At 74.1% G+C, this 20,689-nt stretch carries 16 protein-coding genes; 9 read left to right on the top strand and 7 right to left on the bottom strand.

Annotation, left to right across the window (positions count from 1 at the left end):
* Nucleotides 1-67: 67 nt before the first annotated feature.
* Nucleotides 68-586 (top strand): acyltransferase, encoded by a 519-nt coding sequence (locus tag ACWCHM_RS17760; protein ID WP_204961222.1) that lies wholly within the window; start codon nucleotides 68-70, stop codon nucleotides 584-586.
* A gap of 20 nt (nucleotides 587-606) precedes the next feature.
* Here the strand turns inward: ACWCHM_RS17760 and ACWCHM_RS17755 are convergent, their stop codons facing one another.
* A complete protein-coding gene (locus ACWCHM_RS17755; protein WP_281899129.1) occupies nucleotides 607-2,637 on the bottom strand; it encodes a hypothetical protein in 2,031 nt (676 codons plus the stop codon).
* Nucleotides 2,638-2,862: 225 nt separating this feature from the next.
* Between ACWCHM_RS17755 and ACWCHM_RS17750 the strand changes: the two genes are divergently transcribed.
* The 4 genes from ACWCHM_RS17750 to ACWCHM_RS17735 are packed head-to-tail and all read left to right on the top strand — an operon-like array spanning nucleotide 2,863 to nucleotide 7,749.
* Entirely contained in the window at nucleotides 2,863-3,819 is a 957-nt protein-coding gene (locus ACWCHM_RS17750) for an NAD-dependent epimerase/dehydratase family protein (protein ID WP_204961224.1), read from the top strand.
* Nucleotides 3,816-5,303 (top strand): lipopolysaccharide biosynthesis protein, encoded by a 1,488-nt coding sequence (locus ACWCHM_RS17745; RefSeq protein ID WP_454219065.1) that lies wholly within the window; start codon nucleotides 3,816-3,818, stop codon nucleotides 5,301-5,303. Before ACWCHM_RS17750 ends, ACWCHM_RS17745 begins: the two co-directional genes overlap by 4 nt.
* On the top strand, nucleotides 5,288-6,490 hold the full coding sequence (locus tag ACWCHM_RS17740; protein ID WP_454219064.1) for a glycosyltransferase: 1,203 nt from the start codon (nucleotides 5,288-5,290) through the stop codon (nucleotides 6,488-6,490). Before ACWCHM_RS17745 ends, ACWCHM_RS17740 begins: the two co-directional genes overlap by 16 nt.
* Nucleotides 6,491-6,495: 5 nt before the next feature.
* The gene (locus ACWCHM_RS17735; protein WP_454219063.1) at nucleotides 6,496-7,749 is read left to right on the top strand and encodes a glycosyltransferase; all 1,254 of its coding nucleotides are present in this window, start codon (nucleotides 6,496-6,498) and stop codon (nucleotides 7,747-7,749) included.
* Between the two features lie 57 nt (nucleotides 7,750-7,806).
* Here ACWCHM_RS17735 and ACWCHM_RS17730 read toward each other — a convergent pair whose 3' ends face one another.
* From ACWCHM_RS17730 to ACWCHM_RS17720, 3 genes are read right to left on the bottom strand one after another with little or no spacing between them, the layout of a single operon-like run.
* The gene (locus ACWCHM_RS17730) at nucleotides 7,807-9,261 is read right to left on the bottom strand and encodes an O-antigen ligase family protein (RefSeq protein ID WP_454219062.1); all 1,455 of its coding nucleotides are present in this window, start codon (nucleotides 9,259-9,261) and stop codon (nucleotides 7,807-7,809) included.
* Nucleotides 9,262-9,316: 55 nt separating this feature from the next.
* Nucleotides 9,317-10,315, bottom strand: a complete 999-nt coding sequence (locus ACWCHM_RS17725) for a dTDP-4-dehydrorhamnose reductase family protein (RefSeq protein WP_281899120.1) — start codon at nucleotides 10,313-10,315, stop codon at nucleotides 9,317-9,319.
* Nucleotides 10,312-11,355: a polysaccharide biosynthesis protein gene (locus tag ACWCHM_RS17720; protein ID WP_204961230.1), complete on the bottom strand. Its 1,044-nt coding sequence runs from the start codon at nucleotides 11,353-11,355 to the stop codon at nucleotides 10,312-10,314. The genes ACWCHM_RS17725 and ACWCHM_RS17720 overlap by 4 nt, the downstream gene beginning before the upstream one ends.
* 220 nt (nucleotides 11,356-11,575) lie before the next feature.
* Here ACWCHM_RS17720 and ACWCHM_RS17715 point away from each other — a divergent pair, with 220 nt between their 5' ends.
* The 3 genes from ACWCHM_RS17715 to ACWCHM_RS17705 are packed head-to-tail and all read left to right on the top strand — an operon-like array spanning nucleotide 11,576 to nucleotide 14,615.
* Nucleotides 11,576-12,412, top strand: a complete 837-nt coding sequence (locus ACWCHM_RS17715; RefSeq protein ID WP_454219061.1) for a sugar transferase — start codon at nucleotides 11,576-11,578, stop codon at nucleotides 12,410-12,412.
* Nucleotides 12,409-13,338, top strand: a complete 930-nt coding sequence (locus ACWCHM_RS17710; RefSeq protein WP_454219060.1) for an NAD-dependent epimerase/dehydratase family protein — start codon at nucleotides 12,409-12,411, stop codon at nucleotides 13,336-13,338. Before ACWCHM_RS17715 ends, ACWCHM_RS17710 begins: the two co-directional genes overlap by 4 nt.
* 5 nt (nucleotides 13,339-13,343) lie before the next feature.
* Nucleotides 13,344-14,615: a glycosyltransferase family 4 protein gene (locus tag ACWCHM_RS17705; RefSeq protein ID WP_204961233.1), complete on the top strand. Its 1,272-nt coding sequence runs from the start codon at nucleotides 13,344-13,346 to the stop codon at nucleotides 14,613-14,615.
* Here ACWCHM_RS17705 and ACWCHM_RS17700 read toward each other — a convergent pair.
* Together ACWCHM_RS17700 and ACWCHM_RS17695 are read right to left on the bottom strand one after the other, a co-directional pair.
* The gene (locus ACWCHM_RS17700; protein WP_454219059.1) at nucleotides 14,578-15,012 is read right to left on the bottom strand and encodes a hypothetical protein; all 435 of its coding nucleotides are present in this window, start codon (nucleotides 15,010-15,012) and stop codon (nucleotides 14,578-14,580) included. The two genes, ACWCHM_RS17705 and ACWCHM_RS17700, sit on opposite strands and share 38 nt — an antisense overlap.
* Nucleotides 15,013-15,201: 189 nt before the next feature.
* Entirely contained in the window at nucleotides 15,202-17,664 is a 2,463-nt protein-coding gene (locus tag ACWCHM_RS17695) for a Tex family protein (protein ID WP_281899112.1), read from the bottom strand.
* 247 nt (nucleotides 17,665-17,911) lie between these two features.
* Here ACWCHM_RS17695 and ACWCHM_RS17690 point away from each other — a divergent pair, with 247 nt between their 5' ends.
* Complete coding sequence (locus ACWCHM_RS17690) at nucleotides 17,912-19,423, top strand: deoxyguanosinetriphosphate triphosphohydrolase family protein (protein WP_454219058.1); 1,512 nt, start codon at nucleotides 17,912-17,914, stop codon at nucleotides 19,421-19,423.
* A gap of 77 nt (nucleotides 19,424-19,500) precedes the next feature.
* On the opposite strand, the gene ACWCHM_RS17685 is transcribed toward ACWCHM_RS17690, so the two are convergent.
* Nucleotides 19,501-20,646, bottom strand: a complete 1,146-nt coding sequence (locus ACWCHM_RS17685; protein WP_454219057.1) for an MBL fold metallo-hydrolase — start codon at nucleotides 20,644-20,646, stop codon at nucleotides 19,501-19,503.
* Nucleotides 20,647-20,689 lie beyond the last annotated feature (43 nt).

Raw genomic sequence — 20,689 nt, 5'->3', positions numbered from 1 at the left:
CCCCGGGCCGGCAGCCCGGGACCGTACCTGCGATCGAGGACAGCCAGTGCCCAGTCGTGTTCGTACGATGGCCCGGCGCGTACGGGACCATCTGGCCGCGTCCCGCGACCCCGAGGCGTTCGTCAGGTCCCTGGGGGTCAACCTCACCGGTCGGGTCAGGTTCTACGGGGTCAACCGGGCGATGTTCGGCTCGGAACCCTGGCTGATCACCATCGGCGACAACGTCTACGTCACCTCCGAGGTGCAGTTCATCACCCACGACGGCGGCACGCTGATCCTCCGCAAGGAGTATCCCGACCTCGACTGGACCGCGCCGATCACGATCGGCGACGACGTCTACATCGGCATGCGTGCGATGATCCTGGCCGGCGTCACCATCGGCAACCGGTGCGTCATCGGGGCCGGTTCGGTGGTCACCCGGGACGTCCCGGACAACACGGTGGCGGCCGGGGTCCCGGCCCGGCCGCTGCGCACCACCGACGAGTACCTGGAACGGCTGCGGGCCAAGTCGCTGGGCATCGGGCACCTGCCCGTCCCGGCCAAGCACGAGGCGATGAAACGGATCTACGGCGTCCCCACCGGCTGACGTCCCGCCCGGCCGCCGGGTCAGGCCCGCCGGTAGGCGACCTGCGGCGGGGGGAACCGGTGCAGCCCGGCGATGGTGATCGCCCCCAGCGCGCCGGTCACCCCGGTCACCTCGTAGCCGTACCGGTCGCCGGTCATCGCCGCCGCCGTCGAACCCAGGTTCAGCACGGTGGCGCAGCCGACGCCACTGGCCCGCACCGTCGGCGCGGTGCCGCCGCTGACCTGCCACACCTGCGCGTACCAGTGCCAGCCGGCCGGCAGCCCGACGGGCGCGGCCAGCACCGACTCCTTCACCCCGACGGTGGTGACGGCCACGGTGCCGAAGTCGGCGACCGGGCCGAGCAGGGCGGGCCGGCCGGTGGCCGGGTCGTGGGCGTACACGCCGTGGCGCAGCACGCCGGTGCCGACCCGGGTCACCTCCACGCAGGCCCGGTCGACCGGGGTCGGCTCGGCCAGGAAGAACGGGTGCAGCAGCAGCTGCTGGTAGGCACCGGTGCAGGTGCTCTCCACCGTCGGGCCGGACCGGACGAGGAAGTAGCCGCCCCGGGCGAGGGACGCCCCCGGCAGCGGCTGCGCCACTGCCCCGTCGGGGTCCGCGCGCCACATCCCGTAGCCGGGGGAGACCGGCACGGCGTACGGCACACCGGCGACGGTGACCCGGTCGGGCACGGTGAGGTTCGTCGCGCCCACCGGCACCAGCAGCCGGTGGAACAGCTCGGGCGCGGCCAGTTCGGCCTGGGCGACCGTGCCGACCCGTTCGATCACCACGAAGTCGTCGTCGCCGGCGGAGACGACGAGCCCGGTGGCGGTCGACGGCGGGGCCAGGTAGCGGCGGTAGGCGGTCCCGGTCACCGACTCACCGGCGGCCAGGGTGCGCCCCCACACCAGCTGCGGGTAGTTCTTCTTCAGGCTGGAGCTGATGAACCAGCTCTTGGCCGTGGTGTAGCGGGCCCGGACGGTGGGCACCCCGTCCGCGACCGGCAGCAACCCGACGGCGATGCCCCACTGCTGCACGCTGCCGCCGCTGACCACCCACTGGGTCATGCTGGCCGCCGGCATCGTCCGGTCGGTGAGGTTGGCCGGGGTGACGTCGGTGAGGGCGGCGAGGGTGTCGATGTTGGCCCAGGTCGACCAGTTCAGGCCGCCGGCCACCCCCACGTTCGGCATGAACTGCCGGCGGGAGCCGCCCGTCACCGGTGTCAGCGGCGCGCACTGGGTGACGCCCGCGTTGAGGGTGAACCGGGTCAGCGCGGTCACCGTCTGGGTGACGAGCAGGCCGCCACCGGGCGACCAGCGGTAGACGTTGGCGATCCGGCACAGCGACGGGATCCTGGGCATGATCGTGGCGATCGGGGTGCCGACGTTCGCCCGCGCCGTGTCGATCATGCCTTGGTAGGTCGGGATGAGGTACGACTCCCGGATCACCAGTTCCAGTCCGGTCGACCGGCCGTCGGGCACCGGCCGGCCGTCGAGTTCGACGGCGACCGTGTGCGAGTGGGTGGCGGGGCGGATCTGCACGTCCGGGGTGAGACCGGTGATCGGCACGGTGGTCCGGTTGGTCGCCCCCGAGACGTGGGTGAGCGGCCCGGCCGGCTTGACCCGGGCACCCTGCGCGATGCCGTCCACCACCGTGTACGGGTTGCCGAACAGCAGGCTGTTGGCGTTGGTGACGGCCAGCAGGGTGAAGATGCGGGTGCCGTCGCTCCACTGCGAACCCACGTCGGCGGTCGTCTTGCCGTGGTTGGTCACGACGATCTGGTTGCCGACGTTGTAGCCGTGGTTGCCGCCGACGTACGACCAGCCGGTGTTGATCGGGCAGTTGTCGTCGGAGGTGTCGTGGACGCGGGTGCCCACGGCGGACATGACCGGCCACACCTGGGCGTCGGTGGCGGTCGAGGGCACGAGGCTCACCTGCGGCAGGCCGGAGTGCCACAGGCCGACCATCCCCTCGGGGTACGCCAGGTTGGCCGGCATCACCACGTCCCGGGTGGCGTCGAACCGCGACCTGACCGACATCAGGGCGTTGGACCGGTAGACGATCAGCTCGGGCATCCCACACCTCCACCGTGACGCACGACGACCCTGTCACTGTGCGCGTTTCCGCAGCTCACGGCGCTTTTTGGTCGGTTCCCGGACAGCACCGTCGGCCGTTCGGTGGAGACCGGTCCGGCCGCCGGCCGACATCCCCGCCGTGGGGAGGGTGAATTTCGCGCCGCCGCCGTAACGTGCCGCGCCCTGGCTCGATGTACAGGTGATGTGCGTACATGGGGGTGGTTCATGCGCATTCTGATTACGGGTGGGGCCGGTTTCATCGGCGCCAACCTGGCCCGCGCCGCGTTGGCCGAGCCGGCCGTCAAAGAGGTCAGCGTCCTCGACGACTTCTCGGTGGGGCTGCGCGGCAACCTCGCCGGGCTCGACGTCGACCTCGTCGAAGGGTCGATCCTGGACCCGGCGGCCCTGGACGCGGCGATGGCGGGCCGGGAGGCGGTGGTCCACCTGGCCGCGCTGCCCAGCGTGCCCCGGTCGCTGCGGGACCCGCTCGCCTCCCACCACGCCAACGCCACCGGCACGCTGATGGTGCTGGAGGCGGCCCGCCGGCACGACGTCGGGCACGTACTGGTCGCCTCCTCCTCGTCGGTGTACGGGATGAACCCGGCACTGCCCAAGGCGGAGCTGACCTGGACCCGCCCGATGAGCCCGTACGCGGCCAGCAAGCTCGCCACCGAGGCGTACGCGCTGGCCCACCAGGCGTCGTTCGGGCTGCCCACGCTGGCGTTCCGGTTCTTCAACGTGTTCGGCCCCGGGCAGCGCCACGACCACGCGTACGCGGCCGTCATCCCCCGGTTCACCCACGCCGCCCTGCGCGGCGAGCCGGTGCAGGTGCACGGCGACGGCACCCAGTCCCGCGACTTCACCTACGTGGGCACGGTCTGCGAGGTCATCCTCGACGCGGTGCGCCGCCGGGTGCACCACCCGCACCCGGTCAACCTCGCCTTCGGCGCGCGGGCCAGCCTGCTCCAGGTCCTCGACGAGTTGGAGGAACTGCTGGGCCGGCCGATCGCCAGGGAACACGTGGCACCGCGTACCGGGGACGTCCCGCACTCGCTGGCCGACAACACCACCCTGCGGGAGTTGTTCCCGGACGTCACCCCGGTGGAGCGCCGGCAGGGGCTGCGGGCCACGGCCGGGTGGCTGGCCGAGCGGCTTGCCGTCGCCCCCGCCCCCCTCCGGTGACCCGGGCCGCCGCCGGCACGGCCCCCGCCGACGCGACGGCCGTCGGGACCACACCCGCGACCGCCACCCCCGCCCCCGCAGCGGCCGGCACGACGGCCGACGGACCGACGACCGGCGGCACGACGGCCGACGACGGGACGACGACCACCCCCGCGCCGCCAGCCCCGGCGTCGGGGCCCAGCCGGGACCGGACCGTCACGGTGGGCATCGCCACCGCGATGGTGGCCAAGGGGATCGGCCTGGCCGCACCGCTGGTCATCACCCCCGCCTGCTTCCGGTACCTCGGCGAGCAGCGGTACGGCCTGTGGATGGCGATCACCGCGCTCACCGGGATGGCCTGGTTCGCCGACCTGGGGCTGGGCAACGGGCTGCTCACCCGGCTCGGCCAACTGGCCGACGACCCCCGCCGGCAGGCCCGGGAGATCTCCGGCGCGTTCGCCACCCTCGGCGTGGTCGCGGTGCTGCTGCTGGCCGCCCTGCTGGTGGTGACGCCGGTGGTGCCCTGGGTGGAGCTGTTCGCCGTCGGTGACCCGGGCGTCGCCGCGCAGACCCCCACCCTGGTCCTGCTCTGCTTCGGCGCGTTCGTCGTCAACATCCCGCTCTCGCTGGTCCAACGGGTGCAGTACGCCCGGGGCCAGATGGTGCAGAGCAACGCCTGGCAGTCGGCCGGCGCCCTGGCCGCCCTGGCCGTGGTGCTCGCCGCCATCGCCGCCGGTTGGCCACCACTGGTGGTCGTCGCCGGTGCGGTGCTGGCCGTGCCGGTGACCAACCTGCTCAACACCGTCACCTACTTCTGGGCCTGCCCACCTGCCCACCGGCCGGGGCCACGACTCGTGCACCGGGACACCGTCGCCGGCCTGCTCCGGCTGGGTGTGCGGTTCTTCGCGCTCACCACGATGTCGTCGATCGCGCTGAACGTGGACAACCCGCTGGTCGCCAACGTGCTGGGGCTCGCGGCGGCGGCCCACTACGCGGTCGTGGGGAAGCTGTTCGGCGTGCTGTGGGTCTTCGTCGGGCTGGTGGGCATGACGGTCTGGCCGGTCAACGGCGCCGCCCTGGCCCGGGGCGAGGTGGCCTGGGTACGCCGCAACACCCGGCGGATGGTGCTGCTCTACGGGGTGGTGGTGGGCTCGGTCGGGTTGGCGCTGGTCGGCACCGGTCACCGGCTGATCGCCCTCTGGCTCGGGTCCGTCGACCGGTCGACGATCCGGCTGCCCGTCCTCGTCGGGCTCGCCAGCTGGTCGCTGCTGGTCGCGGTCACCTCACCGCTGCTCATGGTGCAGAACAGCATCGGCCTGCTCCGGCCGCAGTTCGTCGGGTGGGCGGCGTTCCTGGTGCTGGCCACCGCGCTCAAGGTCTGGGGGCTGCGCCAGTTCGGCCTGGCCGGGCTGCCGGCGGCGGCCTGCGTCGCGTACCTGTCGACCATGGTGCCGGCCGCGCTGGTGGGCTACCGGCGGGCGCTGGCCCGGTGTGGTCCGTCGTGACCGGCCGGCTGCGGGTGCTGCGGGTCGTCGGCGAGCTGAACTTCGGCGGCACCGAGATGCGTACCGCCGAACTGCTGCCCCGGCTCGCGGCCGGCGGCGTCGACCTGCACCTGGTGACGCTCAGCGACCGGGTCGGGCCGGGGCCGCTGGCCGACGTGGTCGCCCGGCACGGCGGCAGCGTCACGGCGATCCCCCTCGACGCCCGCTTCCCCCTGCGGTTCCTGCGGCTGCTCGCACGGCTGCGCCCGGACGTGGTGCACGCCGACTGCGCCAACTTCTCCGGCGTGCCGCTCGCGCTGGGCGCGCTGCGCGGCGTACCCGGGCGGGTCGCGCACTTCCGGGGCGACGACAACGCGCCGCGCACCCTGCGCCGCCGGGTCTACCGGTTCGTCTGCGGGCGGCTGCTGCGGATCTGCGCCACCGACGTCCTCGGTGTCTCGCCCAGCTCCCTGACCTTCGGTTACCACCCGGGCTGGCGGGCCGACCCCCGGTGCCGGGTGGTGCTCAACGGGCTCGACCTCGACCGGCTGCGCCGCCCCAGCCCCGACGACCTGCGGGCCCTGATCGGCGCGGGACCGGCCGACCTGGTCTGCGTGACGGTGGGCCGGGCCTCACCCGAGAAACGCCGCTGGCTGCTGCCGCCGATCCTGGCCGCGCTGCGCGACCGGGGGGTGTCCGCGCACGCGGTGCTGGTCGGGCCGGGCGACCCGGCCGACGACGAGCGGGTCCGCGCGGCGGCGGACGCCGTCGGACTCGGCGACCGGGTGCACCTGCTGGGCCCCCGCGACGACGTGGGTGGGCTGCTGCGGCAGGCCGACGTCGTCGTCCACCCGTCCTGCCTGGAGGGGCTGCCCGGGGGAGTGCTGGAGCCCGTCGCGTTGGGCGTCGGCACGGTCGCCGCCGACCTGCCGGGCGTGCGCTTCATCGACGAGCGGCTGCCCGGGGTGACAGTCGTCGGGGTCGACGCCCCGCCGCAGGTGTGGGCGCGGGCGGTGGGCCGGGCGGCGGCGTACACCGCGTCGACCGCCCCCGCGGTGGCCGCCGACCGGTTCGTCGCCAGTGCCTTCGCCATCGACACGGCCGCCGCCGCCCATCTGGAGATCTACCACCGGTGGGCGGCGGCCCACCCCGGTCGGGACCGCACGCCACGACAGAGCAGCCGGCCACCTGTCGGCTCGGGACGGTGAGACAGATGAACGAGCAGACCGTGGTCGTGGGTCGGCGACCCCTACCGGACGGCGGACCGACCGTGCGGACCGGCCCACCGGGTCCCCTGCTCGTCGGTGCCTACGCCTTCCCGTACGGCGACGCGACCTCCAACCGGCTGCTGCAACTCGCCCGGTCCGCCGCGCCCGAGGGCACCCGCACGCTCGTCGTCAACGACTGGCCCTGCGAGCTGCCCTTCCCCGCCCGGCCACCCGAGGCGGCCGGCGTCGACCTGGTCACCCTGCGCGTGCGGGGCCGGTACCGGCTCACCCGGCTGCCGGCCCGGCTGGCCCGCCCGGTCCGCGTGCTGCGGGCCGCCCGCCGGCAGGGGGTACGCCGGGGCGACGTGAGCGTGGTGCTGCTGCCGATGGCGCTGATGACGCTGGGCAACTGGGCGGTCCTGCGGCTCGCGTTGCGCTGCCCGGTGGTGGTCGACGCCAGCGAACGCCACGACCGGCGACAGTTCCGCCACGGGTGGCTCACCCCGTACTACGTCCGGCACCGGTGGTCGACGTTCCTGGCCACCCGGCTGGTCGACCGGGCCACCGCGGTCTCCACCACGCTGGCCGGCTACCTCACCGGGCACGGGATGTCGGTGCTGGTGGTGCCGCCGCAGGTCGACTGCGACGACTTCCCGGCGGCCCGGCCACCCGCGCTCTCCACCGGCCTGCGGCTGCTCTATGCCGGCACCCCCGGCCGCAAGGACATGCTGGACGTGATCCTGCGCGGGATCAGCCTGCTCACCCCGGCGCAGCAGCGCCGGGTCAGCCTCACCATCGCCGGGGTCACCCGTGAGGCCGCCGCCACCCACTCCGACCTGGACGTCGCGGTCCTCGACGGGATCGTGGCCGAGGTGCGGTTCCTCGGCCGGGTCCCCCGTGACACGGTGCTGACGCTGCTCGCGGAGTCGCACTTCTCGATGCTGGTCCGCCCCACCGGCGGATACGCGGCCAACGGTTTCCCGTCCAAGGTGCCGGAGAGCCTCGCCGCCGGCTGCCCGGTGCTGCTCAACCACACCAGCGACCTGGCCGCCCACGTGCACGACGGCGTCGAAGGGCTGGTGCTCGACGGCAACGGCCCGGACGACGTGCGGCGGGGGATCGAGCGGGCGCTGCGGCTGCGCGACGAGGAGTGGACGGCGATGAGCCGGGCCGCCCGGTCCCGGGCCCGCGGTTCGTTCGACCACCGCGCCTGGCGGGACGAGGTCAGCGCCTTCCTGGTGGCCGACGACCGGCGCTGAGCCGGGTGCACACGAAGCGGTGGGCGTCCCGACCGGGACGCCCACCGTCGCGTGACCTCAGCGCAGGGCCGGGACCGGTAGGCGGATCAGGCCGTCGGCCGGGACACCGACCCACGGCGGGGACGACGCCGGCTCCGCCTCCGGTTCGTCGACGTCGACGCGTTCACCTGGCAGGTGCAGCAGCACCCCGGCGGCCACGCACCAGAACACGTACGGGTACGTCTGCCCGGTGCCGAAGATGGCCGACTCGGTGATCTGGATCAGCAGGCCGGTGACGACGAGCCAGACCAGCCCGGAGTCGGCCCGGCGTACCGGTGCGCGCAGCGCGACCCGTCCGACGGCCAGTAGCAGCAGCGCCAGCGGCGCCACGGCGGCGAGCCCCAGTTCCAGCAGCAGTTGCAGGTAGCTGTTGTGCACCACGCTCACCCCGGTCCCGAAGGACTCGTCGAGGCTGGCGAGGGCGAACAGGTGGTTGCGGGAGGCGTACCCGAAGCCCAGGGTGGGGCGGTTCTGCCACCACAGGTCGACGGTGGCCTGCCACATCTCGGTGCGGCCGTTGGACAGGTCGCCGCCGGTGGGGTCGGTGAAACGCAGCACGAGCTGCCGCATCCAGGGGCCGGCGAACAGGACCGGCAACAGGTTGAACAGGTACGCCACCAGCAGCCCCACGGCCAGTCCGGCACCCAGCCGGACCATCCGGCCCAGCCCGTTGCGCAGCACCACCCAGCAGGCCCCGGCGAGCACGGCGATCAGGCCGGTGCGGGACTGCGACAGCAGCAGGCAGGCGACGGCCGGCACCATGCCGAGCAGGTCCACCCGGCGACGGGATTGCCGGTAGACGGCCCAGCCCAGCGGTGTGGTCAGGGCGCAGACGATGCTGAGCATGTTGGGGTTGTTGTAGAGGCCCTCGAACCGGTCGGTGCGCGACAGCGCGGCCATCAGCGTACCGTCGGTGAACCCGACGCCGAGGCTGATCACTGCGGAGCCGCTGAGGACCAGGTAGACCATGCGCAGGTCGGCCAGCATGACCGCCCGGTCGGTCCACCGGCGGCGGACCAGGACGTGCACCAGGGCGGCCAGCAGGAGCAGCGCCACGCCCCGTTGCAGGGTCTCCAACGGCACCACCGACCAGGTGAAGCTCAGCGTGGCCAGGCCGGCCATCGCCCAGAGCGCGCCGACGAGCAGGCGGGTCCACGGGTCGACCCGGGCCACCGTCCGGCCCGGCGCGCCCAGCGCCCAGACGACCAGGACGGCCACCGCCGCGTACCGGGGATAGAAGCTGGCCTCCACCAGGGCCGGCAGCTTCGACGAGGCGCAGACCAGCAGCGCCATGGTCAGGCCCAGCAGCCACCGCCAGCCGTCCATCTGCTGCGCGAGCGCGAACAGCGCGAGCAGCAGCAGCGCCACCGCGCCGACCGCGACCAGCGGGACGGTGACGCTGGCGACGGTGGTGACCACCACGGCCAGGACCGCCCCGACGACCAGGCACAGTTGACCCACTCGGTTCCCCACGTGATGTCCTTCGACTCCGACAGGCCGGCAACGCCGGCGGTGGTCGTTTGCTGCGTCAGCGCGGCGCGCCCGCCAGGCCCGGCCGGGCCTGGCCGAACGCCCAACGTTCCCGGGCGGCGTGCAACGCGGTGATCATGTCCGGCCAGCTCGGCGGACGGTATCCGGTGGCGTGGGCGAGGGCGTCCGCGCGCAGCGACCGGTCGCAGACGAACCCGTCGTCAGGCACCAGCTCACCGGGCCACCCGTACACCTCGGCGACCAGCCGGAGCAGGTCGTACTTCGTGATCGGTTCGGCGGCGACGTGGTAGAGGCCGGTGAGCTCCGGCCGGGGCAGGACCACCGTACGCAGCAGCCGGGCGAACTCCACGGTCGTCACCCCGCTGTAGACCGCCCTGGTGAAGCCGCGCACCCGAGCCCGTTGGGAGAGGAACCAGTCGACCAGGGAACGGCTCGTGGTCAGCTCGTGCCCGACGATCGAGGTACGCAGGGTGAGCGCCGACGCCCCCGTCGCCTCACCCAGCAGTTTGGACCGGCCATAGAGGTCGGGCGGGTCGGGCAGGTCGTCCTCGGTGTAGCCGCCCCGCCGGCCGGAGAACACGCAGTCGGTGCTGACGTGGACGAGCCGGCCGCCGACCTGTGCGCAGGCGTCGGCCAGCAGGTGGGGGAGGAGCGCGTTGAGGGTGACCGTCGGGACCGCGTCCTGCACGTCCGGCCGCTGCTTGATGACGCCGACGCAGTTGACGACGACGTCCGGCCGCACCTCGTCGACGAGCCGTCGGACGTGGTCGAACCGGGTCACGTCGACGGCCGGGACGATGCGGGCCAGCAGGTGCGGCGGATACCAGCCCGCCCGGTCGTCGATGCTGCGGGCGAGGCCGTGCACGTCGAGCGTCGGATCGTCGGCGAGTTCCCGCAGCACGGCGTGCCCGAGCATGCCGGTGACGCCGACGACGAGGACCCGCCGCGCCGGGGCGGCGGCCCGCTGGTCCGCCCGGTCGTCGGTGCGACGGCGGGGCACCCGGTCCGGGCGGGTGGCGTCGGCGGTCGCGCTCAACGCGTCACCACTGCCGGAGTGGCGGCCTCGACCTGCGCGCGCACCTCGGGCAGCGTCATCAGCAACGACTCGATCTCCGGTACGGACAGTCGGCGGGCGTTGTGCGAGTGGAAGTCGGCGAGGCCGCCGTGTTCGACGTCGCCCTCCTCGAAGTACAGGGAGTAGTTGAGGTCGCGGCTGTCCACCGGCACCCGCAGGAAGTCGCCGAGGTCCTCGGCGAACGCGAGTTCCTCCCGGCTGGCCAGGGTCTCGTAGAGCTTCTCCCCGTGCCGGATGCCGAGCACGGTGAATTTCGCCGGCACCCCGAACAGGTTGCACAACGCGGTGGCCAGGTCGCCGATGGTGCAGGCGTCGGCCTTGCGGATGAAGACGTCCCCGGGCTGGCCGAAGGTGAACGCGTGCTCCACCAGTTCCACCGATTCGGGCAGCGACATCAGGAAACGGGTCATCGACGGATCGGTGACCGTCGGCAGGCCGCCGCGCAGGATCTGGTCGATGAACAACGGAATCACCGATCCGCGCGAGTACATGACATTGCCGTAACGCACGCAGCAGACCCTGGTCCGGGCCGTCGCGTTGTTACGGGAGTGCGCCTGCGCCACCTTTTCCATCAACGCCTTGGTCAGGCCCATCGCGTTGACCGGGTAGACGGCCTTGTCGGTGCTGAGCAGGACCAGCGTCTCCACCCCGACGCGTTCGCAGGCGTCCACCACGTTGGCACTGCCGAGCACGTTCGTGCGGACCGCCTCCAGCGGGAAGAACTCGCAGGAGGGCACCTGCTTGAGCGCCGCGGCGTGGAAGACGAACTCCATACCCCGGGCCGCCTTGAGCACGCTGTCGTAGTCGCGCACGTCACCGATGTAGTAGCGGACCCGGTCGTTGCCGAGGCGGTGGCGCATCGCGTCCTGTTTCGACTCGTCCCGGCTGAGGACCCGCACCTCGGCGGCACCGGCGTCGAGCAGTCGGGAAACCATTGTCTGGCCGAACGAACCAGTGCCCCCGGTGACCAGGAAACGCCTGTCCGCAAGCGAGGAAAGCATTTCTCCTCCTGCCTTTTCCCGTCGGACCATCCGCGGGGATCACGATCTCGTCAATGGTGACCATACTGTTGCGATAACGAGACCGTGCGGGCTTCCGGTAAAGGGAGGGACAGTCACGTTTCACGTTTTGCGCGGTGCCTCGCGACGGTCGTTGCCGAACCACCGGTGCGGCAAATGTGAAACTGCGGGCCGGTCGCCGGGAAGATGGTAGGTCTGTTCCATGTCCAAAGTTGCTGCCCCCGCGGCACAGCCGCGCGCCGGTGCCGCCGGCCCGGTGACCGGACGGGCGACCGGCCCGTCGACCCGCCGCCCGTACGACAGGTGGAAGCGGCTGCTCGACGTGCTCGGCGCGCTGGTCGTGCTGACCCTCGGCGCGCCCCTGCTGGCCCTGGTCGCCCTGCTGGTGCTGGTCACCCATGGGCGGCCGGTGCTGTTCCGGCACACCCGGCCCGGCCTGCACGGCGAACTGTTCGAGGTGGTCAAGTTCCGCACCATGCGCCACCCCGACCCGCAGCGCGGGCTGGTGACCGACGCGCAACGGCTCACCGGGTTCGGCAGGTGGCTGCGGGCGAGCAGCCTCGACGAGCTGCCCGAGTTCTGGAACGTGCTGCGCGGCGAGATGAGCGTGGTCGGCCCCCGCCCGCACCTGGTGCGGTACCTGACCCTCTACACCCCCGAGCAGGCCCGCCGGCACGACGTGCGGCCGGGCATCACCGGGCTCGCCCAGGTACGCGGACGCAACGCCCTGAGCTGGGAGGCCAAGTTCGCCTCCGACGTCGAGTACGTCGACAGGCGCTCGTTCCTGCTGGATCTGAAGATCGTGCTGACCACCGTCCGGGTGGTGCTCAACCGGGAGGGCATCTCGGCCCCCGGCGCGGCCACCTGGCACGAGTTCACCGGCAACGCCCCGTCCCCCGCCGACGATCGGCCCGCCGCGCCGCCGTCCGGTGCCGACGGCTCCGCCACGCCGTCGTCGGGTGCCGCCGTACCGTCGTCGGGAGTTGACCGGGCGTGCGGGTCGTCGGCCGACGACCGGGACGTCGTGCAGCGCCGATGAGCCGGGTGCTGCTGCTGGGCGCGGGCGGATTCCTCGGCCGGCACATCCATGCCGTGCTGGCCGCGCACGGCACCGTCCGGGCCCCCTCCCGCGCCCGGTGTGACCCGGCCCGGATGGAGCTGCCCGAGCTGACCGCGCTGGTCGCCCGGGAACGCCCCGACGTGGTGGTGAGCGCCGCCGGTCGCATCGTCGGCTCCGGACCCGACTTCGTCCGGGCACACGTCGTGGCGACCGCGCAACTCATCGAGGCGGTGGCCGTCGCCGCGCCCGCCGCCCGGCTGGTCCGGATCGGCTCAGCGGCGGAGTACGGCGTCGTGCCGCACGGCCTCGCCGTCGCGGAGGACCATCCGGCCGCCCCGGTCAGCGAGTACGGGCTCAGCCATCTGGCGGCGACCCGGCTGGCCGAACTGGCGGGTGACGCCGGCCGGCTCGACACGATCGTGCTGCGGGTCTTCAACCCGGTCGGGCCGGGGATGCCGGCCGGCAACATGCTGGCCCGGGCGACCGCGATGGTCCGTACGGCGATGGCCGACGGCGCGGACGGCATCGCCCTGGGCCTGCACGACACCTACCGGGACCTGGTCGACGTGCGGGACGTGGCGGCGGCGGTGCTGGCCGCGACGCGGTGCGGCCCCGTCGGCGGGCAACGGATCGTCAACGTGGGCAGCGGACGGGCGACGGCCACCCGCGACGTCGTCCAGCTGTTGGCCGACGTGGCCGGGTTCACCGGTCAGATCCGCCCCGGTGGCTTCCCGCCGGACGCCACCCGCTCCGCCGCGGTGCCCTGGATGTGCGCCGACGTCGACCGCGCCCGCCGGGTGCTCGGCTGGACCCCGGCGTACGACCTGGCCGCATCGCTGCGCGCCCTGTGGCGGGCCGACGGCGAACCGTCGGACCGACCGGTGGCCGGCGTGGCGGCGGGGTGAGGCGGATGCGGATCGGTCTGCTCACCCAGTGGTTCGACCCGGAGCCCGGCCCGGCGGCCCTGCCCGGGATGCTCGCCCGTGCCCTCGCCGAACGGGGGCACGAGGTCCGGGTGCTCACCGGGTTCCCGAACTACCCGACGGGCCGGCTGGCCCCCGGCTACCGGCTGGCCCGCCGCCGCGACGAGGTCGACGGCGCGACCCGGATCCGCCGGGTGGCCCTCTATCCCAGCCACGACCGTTCCGCGCTGCGCCGGGTGGCGAACTACGGCTCCTTCGCGGTCTCCGCGCTGGTCTCCGGCACCCCGGCGCTGCGTGGCCTGGACGCCCTCTGGGTCGGCAACTCGCCGATCAGCGTCGCCCTGCCGATGTGGTTCACCCGCCACGTGCACCGGGTGCCGGTGCTGCTGCACGTGCTGGACCTGTGGCCGGACAGCGTGGTCGCGAGCGGGTTCCTCGGCACCGGCCGGGCGTCGCGGGCCGTCGAGCGGGGGATGGCCGCCTGGTGCGGGGCGATGTACCGCAGCGCCTCCCGGGTCGCCCACGTCGCACCCGGCGCCGCCGACCTGCTCGCCGACCGGGGCGTGCCCCGGGACAAGCTGGTGCACATCCCGGTGTGGGCGGACGAGACGGTGGGCGTCCGCGCCACCGACCTGCGCGCCGAACTCGGGCTCCGTCCCGACCAGGTGGTGCTGGTGTACGCGGGCGCGCTCGGCGAGGCGCAGGGGCTCGACTCGCTGGTCGACGCCTGCGCCCGTACCGACGATCCCCGGCTGGTCTGCCTGATCGCCGGTTCCGGCACCACCGGGGAGCGGCTCCGTCGGCGGGCCACGGCGGTGGGCGCGTCCAACGTCCGGTTCCTCGGGCAGTTGCCCCGGGAGCGGATGCCCGCGCTGATGGCCACCGGGGACGTGCACTACGTGAGCCTGCGCCCCGGCGGCATGTCCGCGTACACGATGCCGAGCAAGGTGCAGGCGACCCTCGCCGCCGGGCGGGCGCTGCTGGTCGCCGCGGAGGGCGACGCCGCTGCGGTGGCCCGGGACAGCGGCGCGGGGATCACCGCCCGGCCCGGTGACCCCGGCTCGATCGCGGACGCCCTGCGTGAGGTCTGCGACCTGGGCCGGGAGAAGCTGGAACTGCTCGGGCAGGCTGGTCGGGCGCACTACGACCGGATGTTCTCCGTCGCCGTGGGTGCCGACCGGGTCGAGCGGACCCTGCACGAGATGGTGGCGGAGCCGGGGTTCAGGGCCAGTCGTCGCCGGCGGCGAGCCGACGGGTGAGCAGGTCGGCCAGCGGGATCGACTCACCGTCGCGTCCGCCGCGCCCGACGACCAGGGGTGGCCGGGCCGGCGGCACGTCCACGCCGAGCAGCCGGGCGCGTACGCCCGACGGCACGGTGAGCAGGTAGAACCGGCCGTCGACGGTGACCGCGCGCAGGCCGGCCCGGTCGACGTACCAGCCGGTCAGCCCGGTCCGGTACCGGCCCCGCCCGTCGTAGCCCCGGGCCACCAGCCGGGTGGTGCGCAGCCCGCGCCGGGTCGCCTCGGCGGTGAACCGGGCCACCAGTTCCTCGGCCCGCGCGTGCTCGCCGTCGCGCTGGCGGGCGTCGGCCGCCGCGTGCGCCCGGACCGCCCGCTGCCGCCGCTCCCGCCACTGCGGGCCGCCGTCACCATCCATGCCGCGACGGTACGCCCACCGCCGGCGACCCGGCGACGCCCCGTCACCGGCTGCACCCGGCCCCGGTGCACGGTCCGCCGCCCGTCGAACCGGTCCGGCGAGCGCGCACCCGCCCGGCCCGACCGCGACGCGGTGACCGGCGGGTGCCGCCCCGCCCGGTCGGTGCCGGGCGGGGCGGTGCCGGCCGGGTCAGGCCAGGCCGGCCCGGCGCAGCGCCTCGGCCATCGCGTCGTTGGCGGGTGCCGGCGCGGAACCGCCCCGGCCCTGCCGTTGCTGCGGCCCGCCCCGGGTACCGCCCCGCTGCTCCCGCTGGCCGCCGGTCCCGCCCGCGCCGCCGGACCTCCCCGCGCTTCCGGACCCGCCCGCGCCACCGCGCCGGCCGCCCGGGGTCTCGCCGCGCCCGCCCTGGGGGGTGCCGCGCTCGCGCCGCTGCCCGTCGGTGGCCGGCCGGCCACCGCCCGCCGGCACCTCGTCGTCCAGCCGCAGGGTCAACGAGATCCGCTTGCGCGGCACGTCGACGTCGAGCACCTTGACCCGGACCACGTCACCGGACTTCACCACGTCGCGCGGATCCTTGACGAAGGTGTGCGACATCGCCGACACGTGCACCAGGCCGTCCTGGTGCACGCCCACGTCGACGAACGCGCCGAACGCGGCCACGTTGGTGACCACCCCCTCCAGCAGCATCCCCGGGGTCAGGTCGCCGATCTTCTCCACCCCCTCGACGAAGGTGGCGGTGCGGAACTCCGGTCGCGGGTCCCGGCCGGGCTTCTCCAGCTCGGCGATGATGTCGGTGACGGTGGGCAGGCCGAAGGTGTCGTCGACGAAGTCGGTGGCCCGCAGCCCGCGCAGGATCGCCGACTTCCCGATCAGCGAGCGCAGGTCCTGCCCGGTGCTGGCCAGGATGCGCCGCACCACCGGGTACGCCTCCGGGTGCACGCTGGACGAGTCGAGCGGGTCGTCGCCGCCGGGGATACGCAGGAAGCCGGCGCACTGCTCGAACGCCTTCGGGCCGAGCCGGGCCACCTTCTTCAGCTCGGCGCGGGTGCGGAACGGGCCGTTGGCGTCCCGGTGCAGCACGATGTTCTCGGCGAGCCCCGCGCCGATGCCGGAGACCCGGGTCAGCAGGGGTGCGGAGGCGGTGTTGACGTCCACCCCGACGCCGTTGACGCAGTCTTCCACCACGGCGTCCAGCGAGCGGGACAGCTTCACCTCGGACAGGTCGTGCTGGTACTGGCCGACGCCGATCGAGCGCGGGTCGATCTTGACCAGCTCCGCGAGGGGGTCCTGGAGCCGCCGGGCGATGGAGACCGCCCCGCGCAGCGACACGTCCAGCGTGGGCAGCTCCTGCGAGGCGTACGCGGAGGCGGAGTAGACCGACGCGCCGGCCTCGGAGACCATCACCTTGGTCAGACCGAGCTGCGGATACCGCTTGATCAGGTCGGCGGCGAGCTTGTCGGTCTCCCGGCTGGCGGTGCCGTTGCCGATCGCGACCAGCTCCACCCGGTGCGCCCCGGCCAGCTTCGCCAGCGTCTCGATCGAGGCGTCCCACTGCCGGCGCGGCTCGTGCGGGTAGATCGTGTCGGTGGCGACCACCTTGCCGGTGGCGTCGACCACCGCCACCTTCACCCCGGTCCGCAGGCCCGGGTCGAGACCCATGGTCGCCCGGCTGCCGGCCGGCGCGGCGAGCAGCAGGTCGCGCAGGTTGGTGGCGAAGACCCGGACCGCCTCCTCCTCGGCCGCCTGCCACAACCGCATCCGCAGGTCGGCCCCGAGGTGGATCAGGATCCGGGTACGCCAGGCCCAGCGCACCGTGTCGGCCAGCCACCGGTCGGCGGGCCGGCCCGCGTCGCTGATGCCGAACCGGCCGGCGATGGCCGCCTCGTAGCGGGTCGGGCCGGTGGGCGGGGCGTCCGGGTCCTCCTCGACGTCGGGGGCCATGGTGAGGTCGAGCACGCCCTCCTTCTCGCCCCGGAACATCGCCAGGATGCGGTGCGAGGGCAGCTTCGGGTACGGCTCGGCGAAGTCGAAGTAGTCGGCGAACTTCGCGCCGGCGTCCTGCTGCCCGTCGCGTACCCGGGCGACCAGCCGGCCCCGCGACCACATCTGCTCGCGCAGGGCGCCGATCAGGTCGGCGTCCTCGGCGAACCGCTCGATCAGGATGGCCCGCGCGCCCTCCAGCGCGGCGGCGGCGTCGGCCACCCCGCGGTCGGCGTCGACGAACCCGGCGGCCGTCTCCTTCGGGTCCCGGGTCGGGTCGCCGAGCAGCGTCTCGGCCAGCGGCTCCAGCCCGGCCTCCCGGGCGATCTGCGCCCGGGTCCGCCGCTTGGGCTTGTAGGGCAGGTAGATGTCCTCCAGTCGGGACTTGGAGTCGGCCGCCATGATCTGCGCTTCCAGCGCCTCGTCCAGCTTGCCCTGGCTGCGGATCGACTCCAGCACCGCGGCCCGCCGCTCGTCCAGCTCCCGCAGGTAGCGCAGCCGCTCCTCCAGGGTGCGCAGCTGGGCGTCGTCGAGCAGGCCGGTGGCCTCCTTGCGGTAACGGGCGATGAACGGCACGGTCGCGCCGCCGTCGAGCAGCTCCACGGCCGCGCGCACCTGGCGCTCGGCGACGCCGAGCTCGTCGGCGATCCGCTGATGGACTGACTGGGTCACGATGTTGATCCGCCTTCGTTTCGGGTTCCCTGCTGCATTGTGCCGCCCACCCCCGACGCGGTGTGCCACCCCCGCCGGGACGGTGCCGGCGGTCGTCCGCCCGCCAGACCGCCGATCGCCCGACCGGCGTATCCCGCCGGCCGCCCCGGGCCCGGCCGCCGGCCGGCGTACCCCGCCGGGCCCGGCCCGCCGGTGGCCCGGCGTGAGCCGGCGCGGCCGGGCGGTCGGCTGCGCTAGCGTGGCGATCATGGAGCAACCTGCGGACCCGCGTGCCCGTCGCCTCTTCGGCGGCAGCGCCCGAGCCCTCGGCGACCTGGCCGCGAGCCCGTTCCGGGCCGACCGGGACCGGATCGTCGCCTCACCGTTCTTCGCCCGGCTCGGCGGCGTGACCCAGGTGATCAGCCCGGTCGGCTCCGGCCTGCTGGTGCACAACCGGCTCACCCACAGTCTCAAGGTCGCCCAGGTGGCCCGCGCGATCGCCGAACGGCTGACCGCCGACCCGACGCACCGGGACCTGCTGGACAAGTTGGGCGGCTGCGACCCGGACGTGGTGGAGGCCGCCGCCCTCGCCCACGACCTCGGCCACCCACCGTTCGGGCACCTGGGGGAACGGGTGCTCGACCGGCTGGCCCGGCAGCGGCTCGGGCTGGCCGACGGATTCGAGGGCAACGCCCAGTCGTACCGGATCGTCACCAGCACCGAGATCCGGGGGGCCGCCACCACGGGCCTCGATCTGACCGCCGCCGTCCGGGCGGCGATGCTGAAGTACCCGTGGACCCGGCTGGACCACCCCGACCCGCACCCCCGGCACCTGCGTCCCGCCCCCCGGGGTGCCGCCGCCCCACCCGACGACCCGGACAGCGGCTCGCTGAAGTTCGGCGCGTACGGCACGGAACTCGCCGACCTGCGGCAGGCCCGCGCGCCGTTCGCCGGGCGGATCGCGCAGTGGCAGCAGACCGTCGAGGCGTCGGTGATGGACACCGCCGACGACATCGCGTACGCCATCCACGACGTGGAGGATTTCTACCGGGTGGGGGTGCTCCAGCAGGGCACCGTCGCCGCCGAGCTGATGGCCTGGCAGCGCGAGGGCGGGCACCTGCGGGCGGTCACCGACGCCGCGTTGACCGGCGCGGCCCGCCGCCCCGGTTCGGCGATCGAGGCGCTGCGCCGGCAACTGCACCGCAAGGACGCCTGGGTCGCCGACGACGACGCGTTCGCCGCCGCCGTCGAGCACGTCCGCGAGGAACTGGTGGACGGGCTGCTGGCGCTGCCCTTCGACGGGTCGATCGAGGCGGAGCAGTACGTGGCCCGCTTCTCGGCCCGGTGGACCACCCGGCTGGTCGACGCGATCACGGTGACCGCCGTCCCGGACGTGCGCTCCGGTCACGTGCTGCTGGCCCGCGCCCAGTGGCACGAGGTGCAGGTGCTCAAGTTCGTCCACCACCGCTTCGTGCTGGCCCGCCCCGACCTGGCCCTGCACCAGCGGGGCCAGGCCCGGCTGCTGGGCACCCTGGTCGAGTCGCTGTGGGAGTGGCTGCTCGACCCCGAGGAGGAGTCCCGGCTGCCCCGCCGCCTGCCCGACCTGGTCGAGCTGGCCGAGGCGGAGCTGCACCCGCGTACCCCGGACCGGATCTCCCGGGCCCGGGGCCGGGCCATCGTCGACTTCGTCGCCCAGCTCACCGACGGGCAGGCGGCGGCGATGCTGGACGTGTTGTCGGGCCGCTCCGGCGCGCTGTGGACCGACGCCTTCGTGCTCTGAGCGCCGGCCCGGCGCTCTGCGGCGAACGGCGCGGCGGGCCGGCGCTCTGCGGCGAACGGCGCGCGCCGGGCCCGTGGTCAGGCGACCGTCTGCCACCAGCCGTCGACCGGCGACGGGTCGTCGGCCACCACCCGCTCGCCGGGGCGGGGCACCGCCAGCCGCACGCCCCGCGCCTTGGCCTCGGCCCAGAGCCGGTCCACCGGCTCGGACCAGTCGTGCAGGGCCAGGTTGAAGGTGGCCCAGTGCACCGGGACGAGCAGGTCACCGCGCAGGTCGAGGTGGGCGGCGACGGCCTCCTCCGGGAACATGTGGATGCCCGGCCAGGCCCGGTCGTACGCGCCGATCTGCATCAGCGTCAGGTCGAACGGCCCGTGCTCGGCGCCGATCTCGGCGTACCCGTCGAAGTAGCCCGAGTCGCCGGTGTAGAAGACCTTCCGGTGCGCCCCGGCGACCACCCACGAACTCCATAGCGTGCCGTCGCGGCGCAGCCCCCGGCCGGAGAAGTGCTGGGCGGCGGTCGCGGTGATCTCCAGGCCGCCGACCCGGTGCCCCTGCGACCAGTCCAGCTCGACGATCCGGTCGTCGGGCACCCCCCACCGGTCGAGGTGCGCGCCGACGCCCAGCGGCACCAGGAACGACGCCGACTGCCGGCGGACCAGCTCCCGGACGGTGGCCATGTCCAGGTGGTCGTAGTGGTCGTGGGAGATCAGGATCGCGTCGACGGTGGGCAGTTCGTCGAGGCGTACCGGGGGCTCGTGCAGCCGCCGGGGTCCCACCGCGGCCGACGGCGAGCACCTGTCGCTCCACACCGGGTCGACCAGCACCCGCTGCCCCTCGATCTCGATCAGCGTCGAGGCGTGGCCGTACCAGACGACGTTCAGCTCCCGGTCGATGTCGGTGGTCGGGGCGGGGGCCGGACGCAGCAGCGGGACCGGGGCGGTCGGGCGGCGGCGCTGCTGGCCGAAGAGCAGCTCCCGCAGCAGGTTGCGGCCGGAATCGCCGCCGGGCATGGTGCGGGTGGGCACCCGGTTGTGGAAGGTGCCGTCGCGGAACTGCGGGGACCGGGCCGCCCGTTGCGCCCGCGCGCCGGTCAGCCGGCCGCCCAGCGCCGCCGGCACGTCCCGCGCCGTCCACGCCAGGCCGGCGACCGCCGCCAGCCCGGCCAGTTGCCACAGCCGCCCGCCGAGCGTCCGCTCGACCGCACGTTCCGCTGGTTCCCGCATGTGTCGTCCCCCTCGCCGGTGTCCCGCGGTACACGGTAGTCAC

The organism is Micromonospora sp. SCSIO 07396, from assembly GCF_053667945.1.
This window is presented reverse-complemented; position numbering and strand designations above follow the sequence as displayed.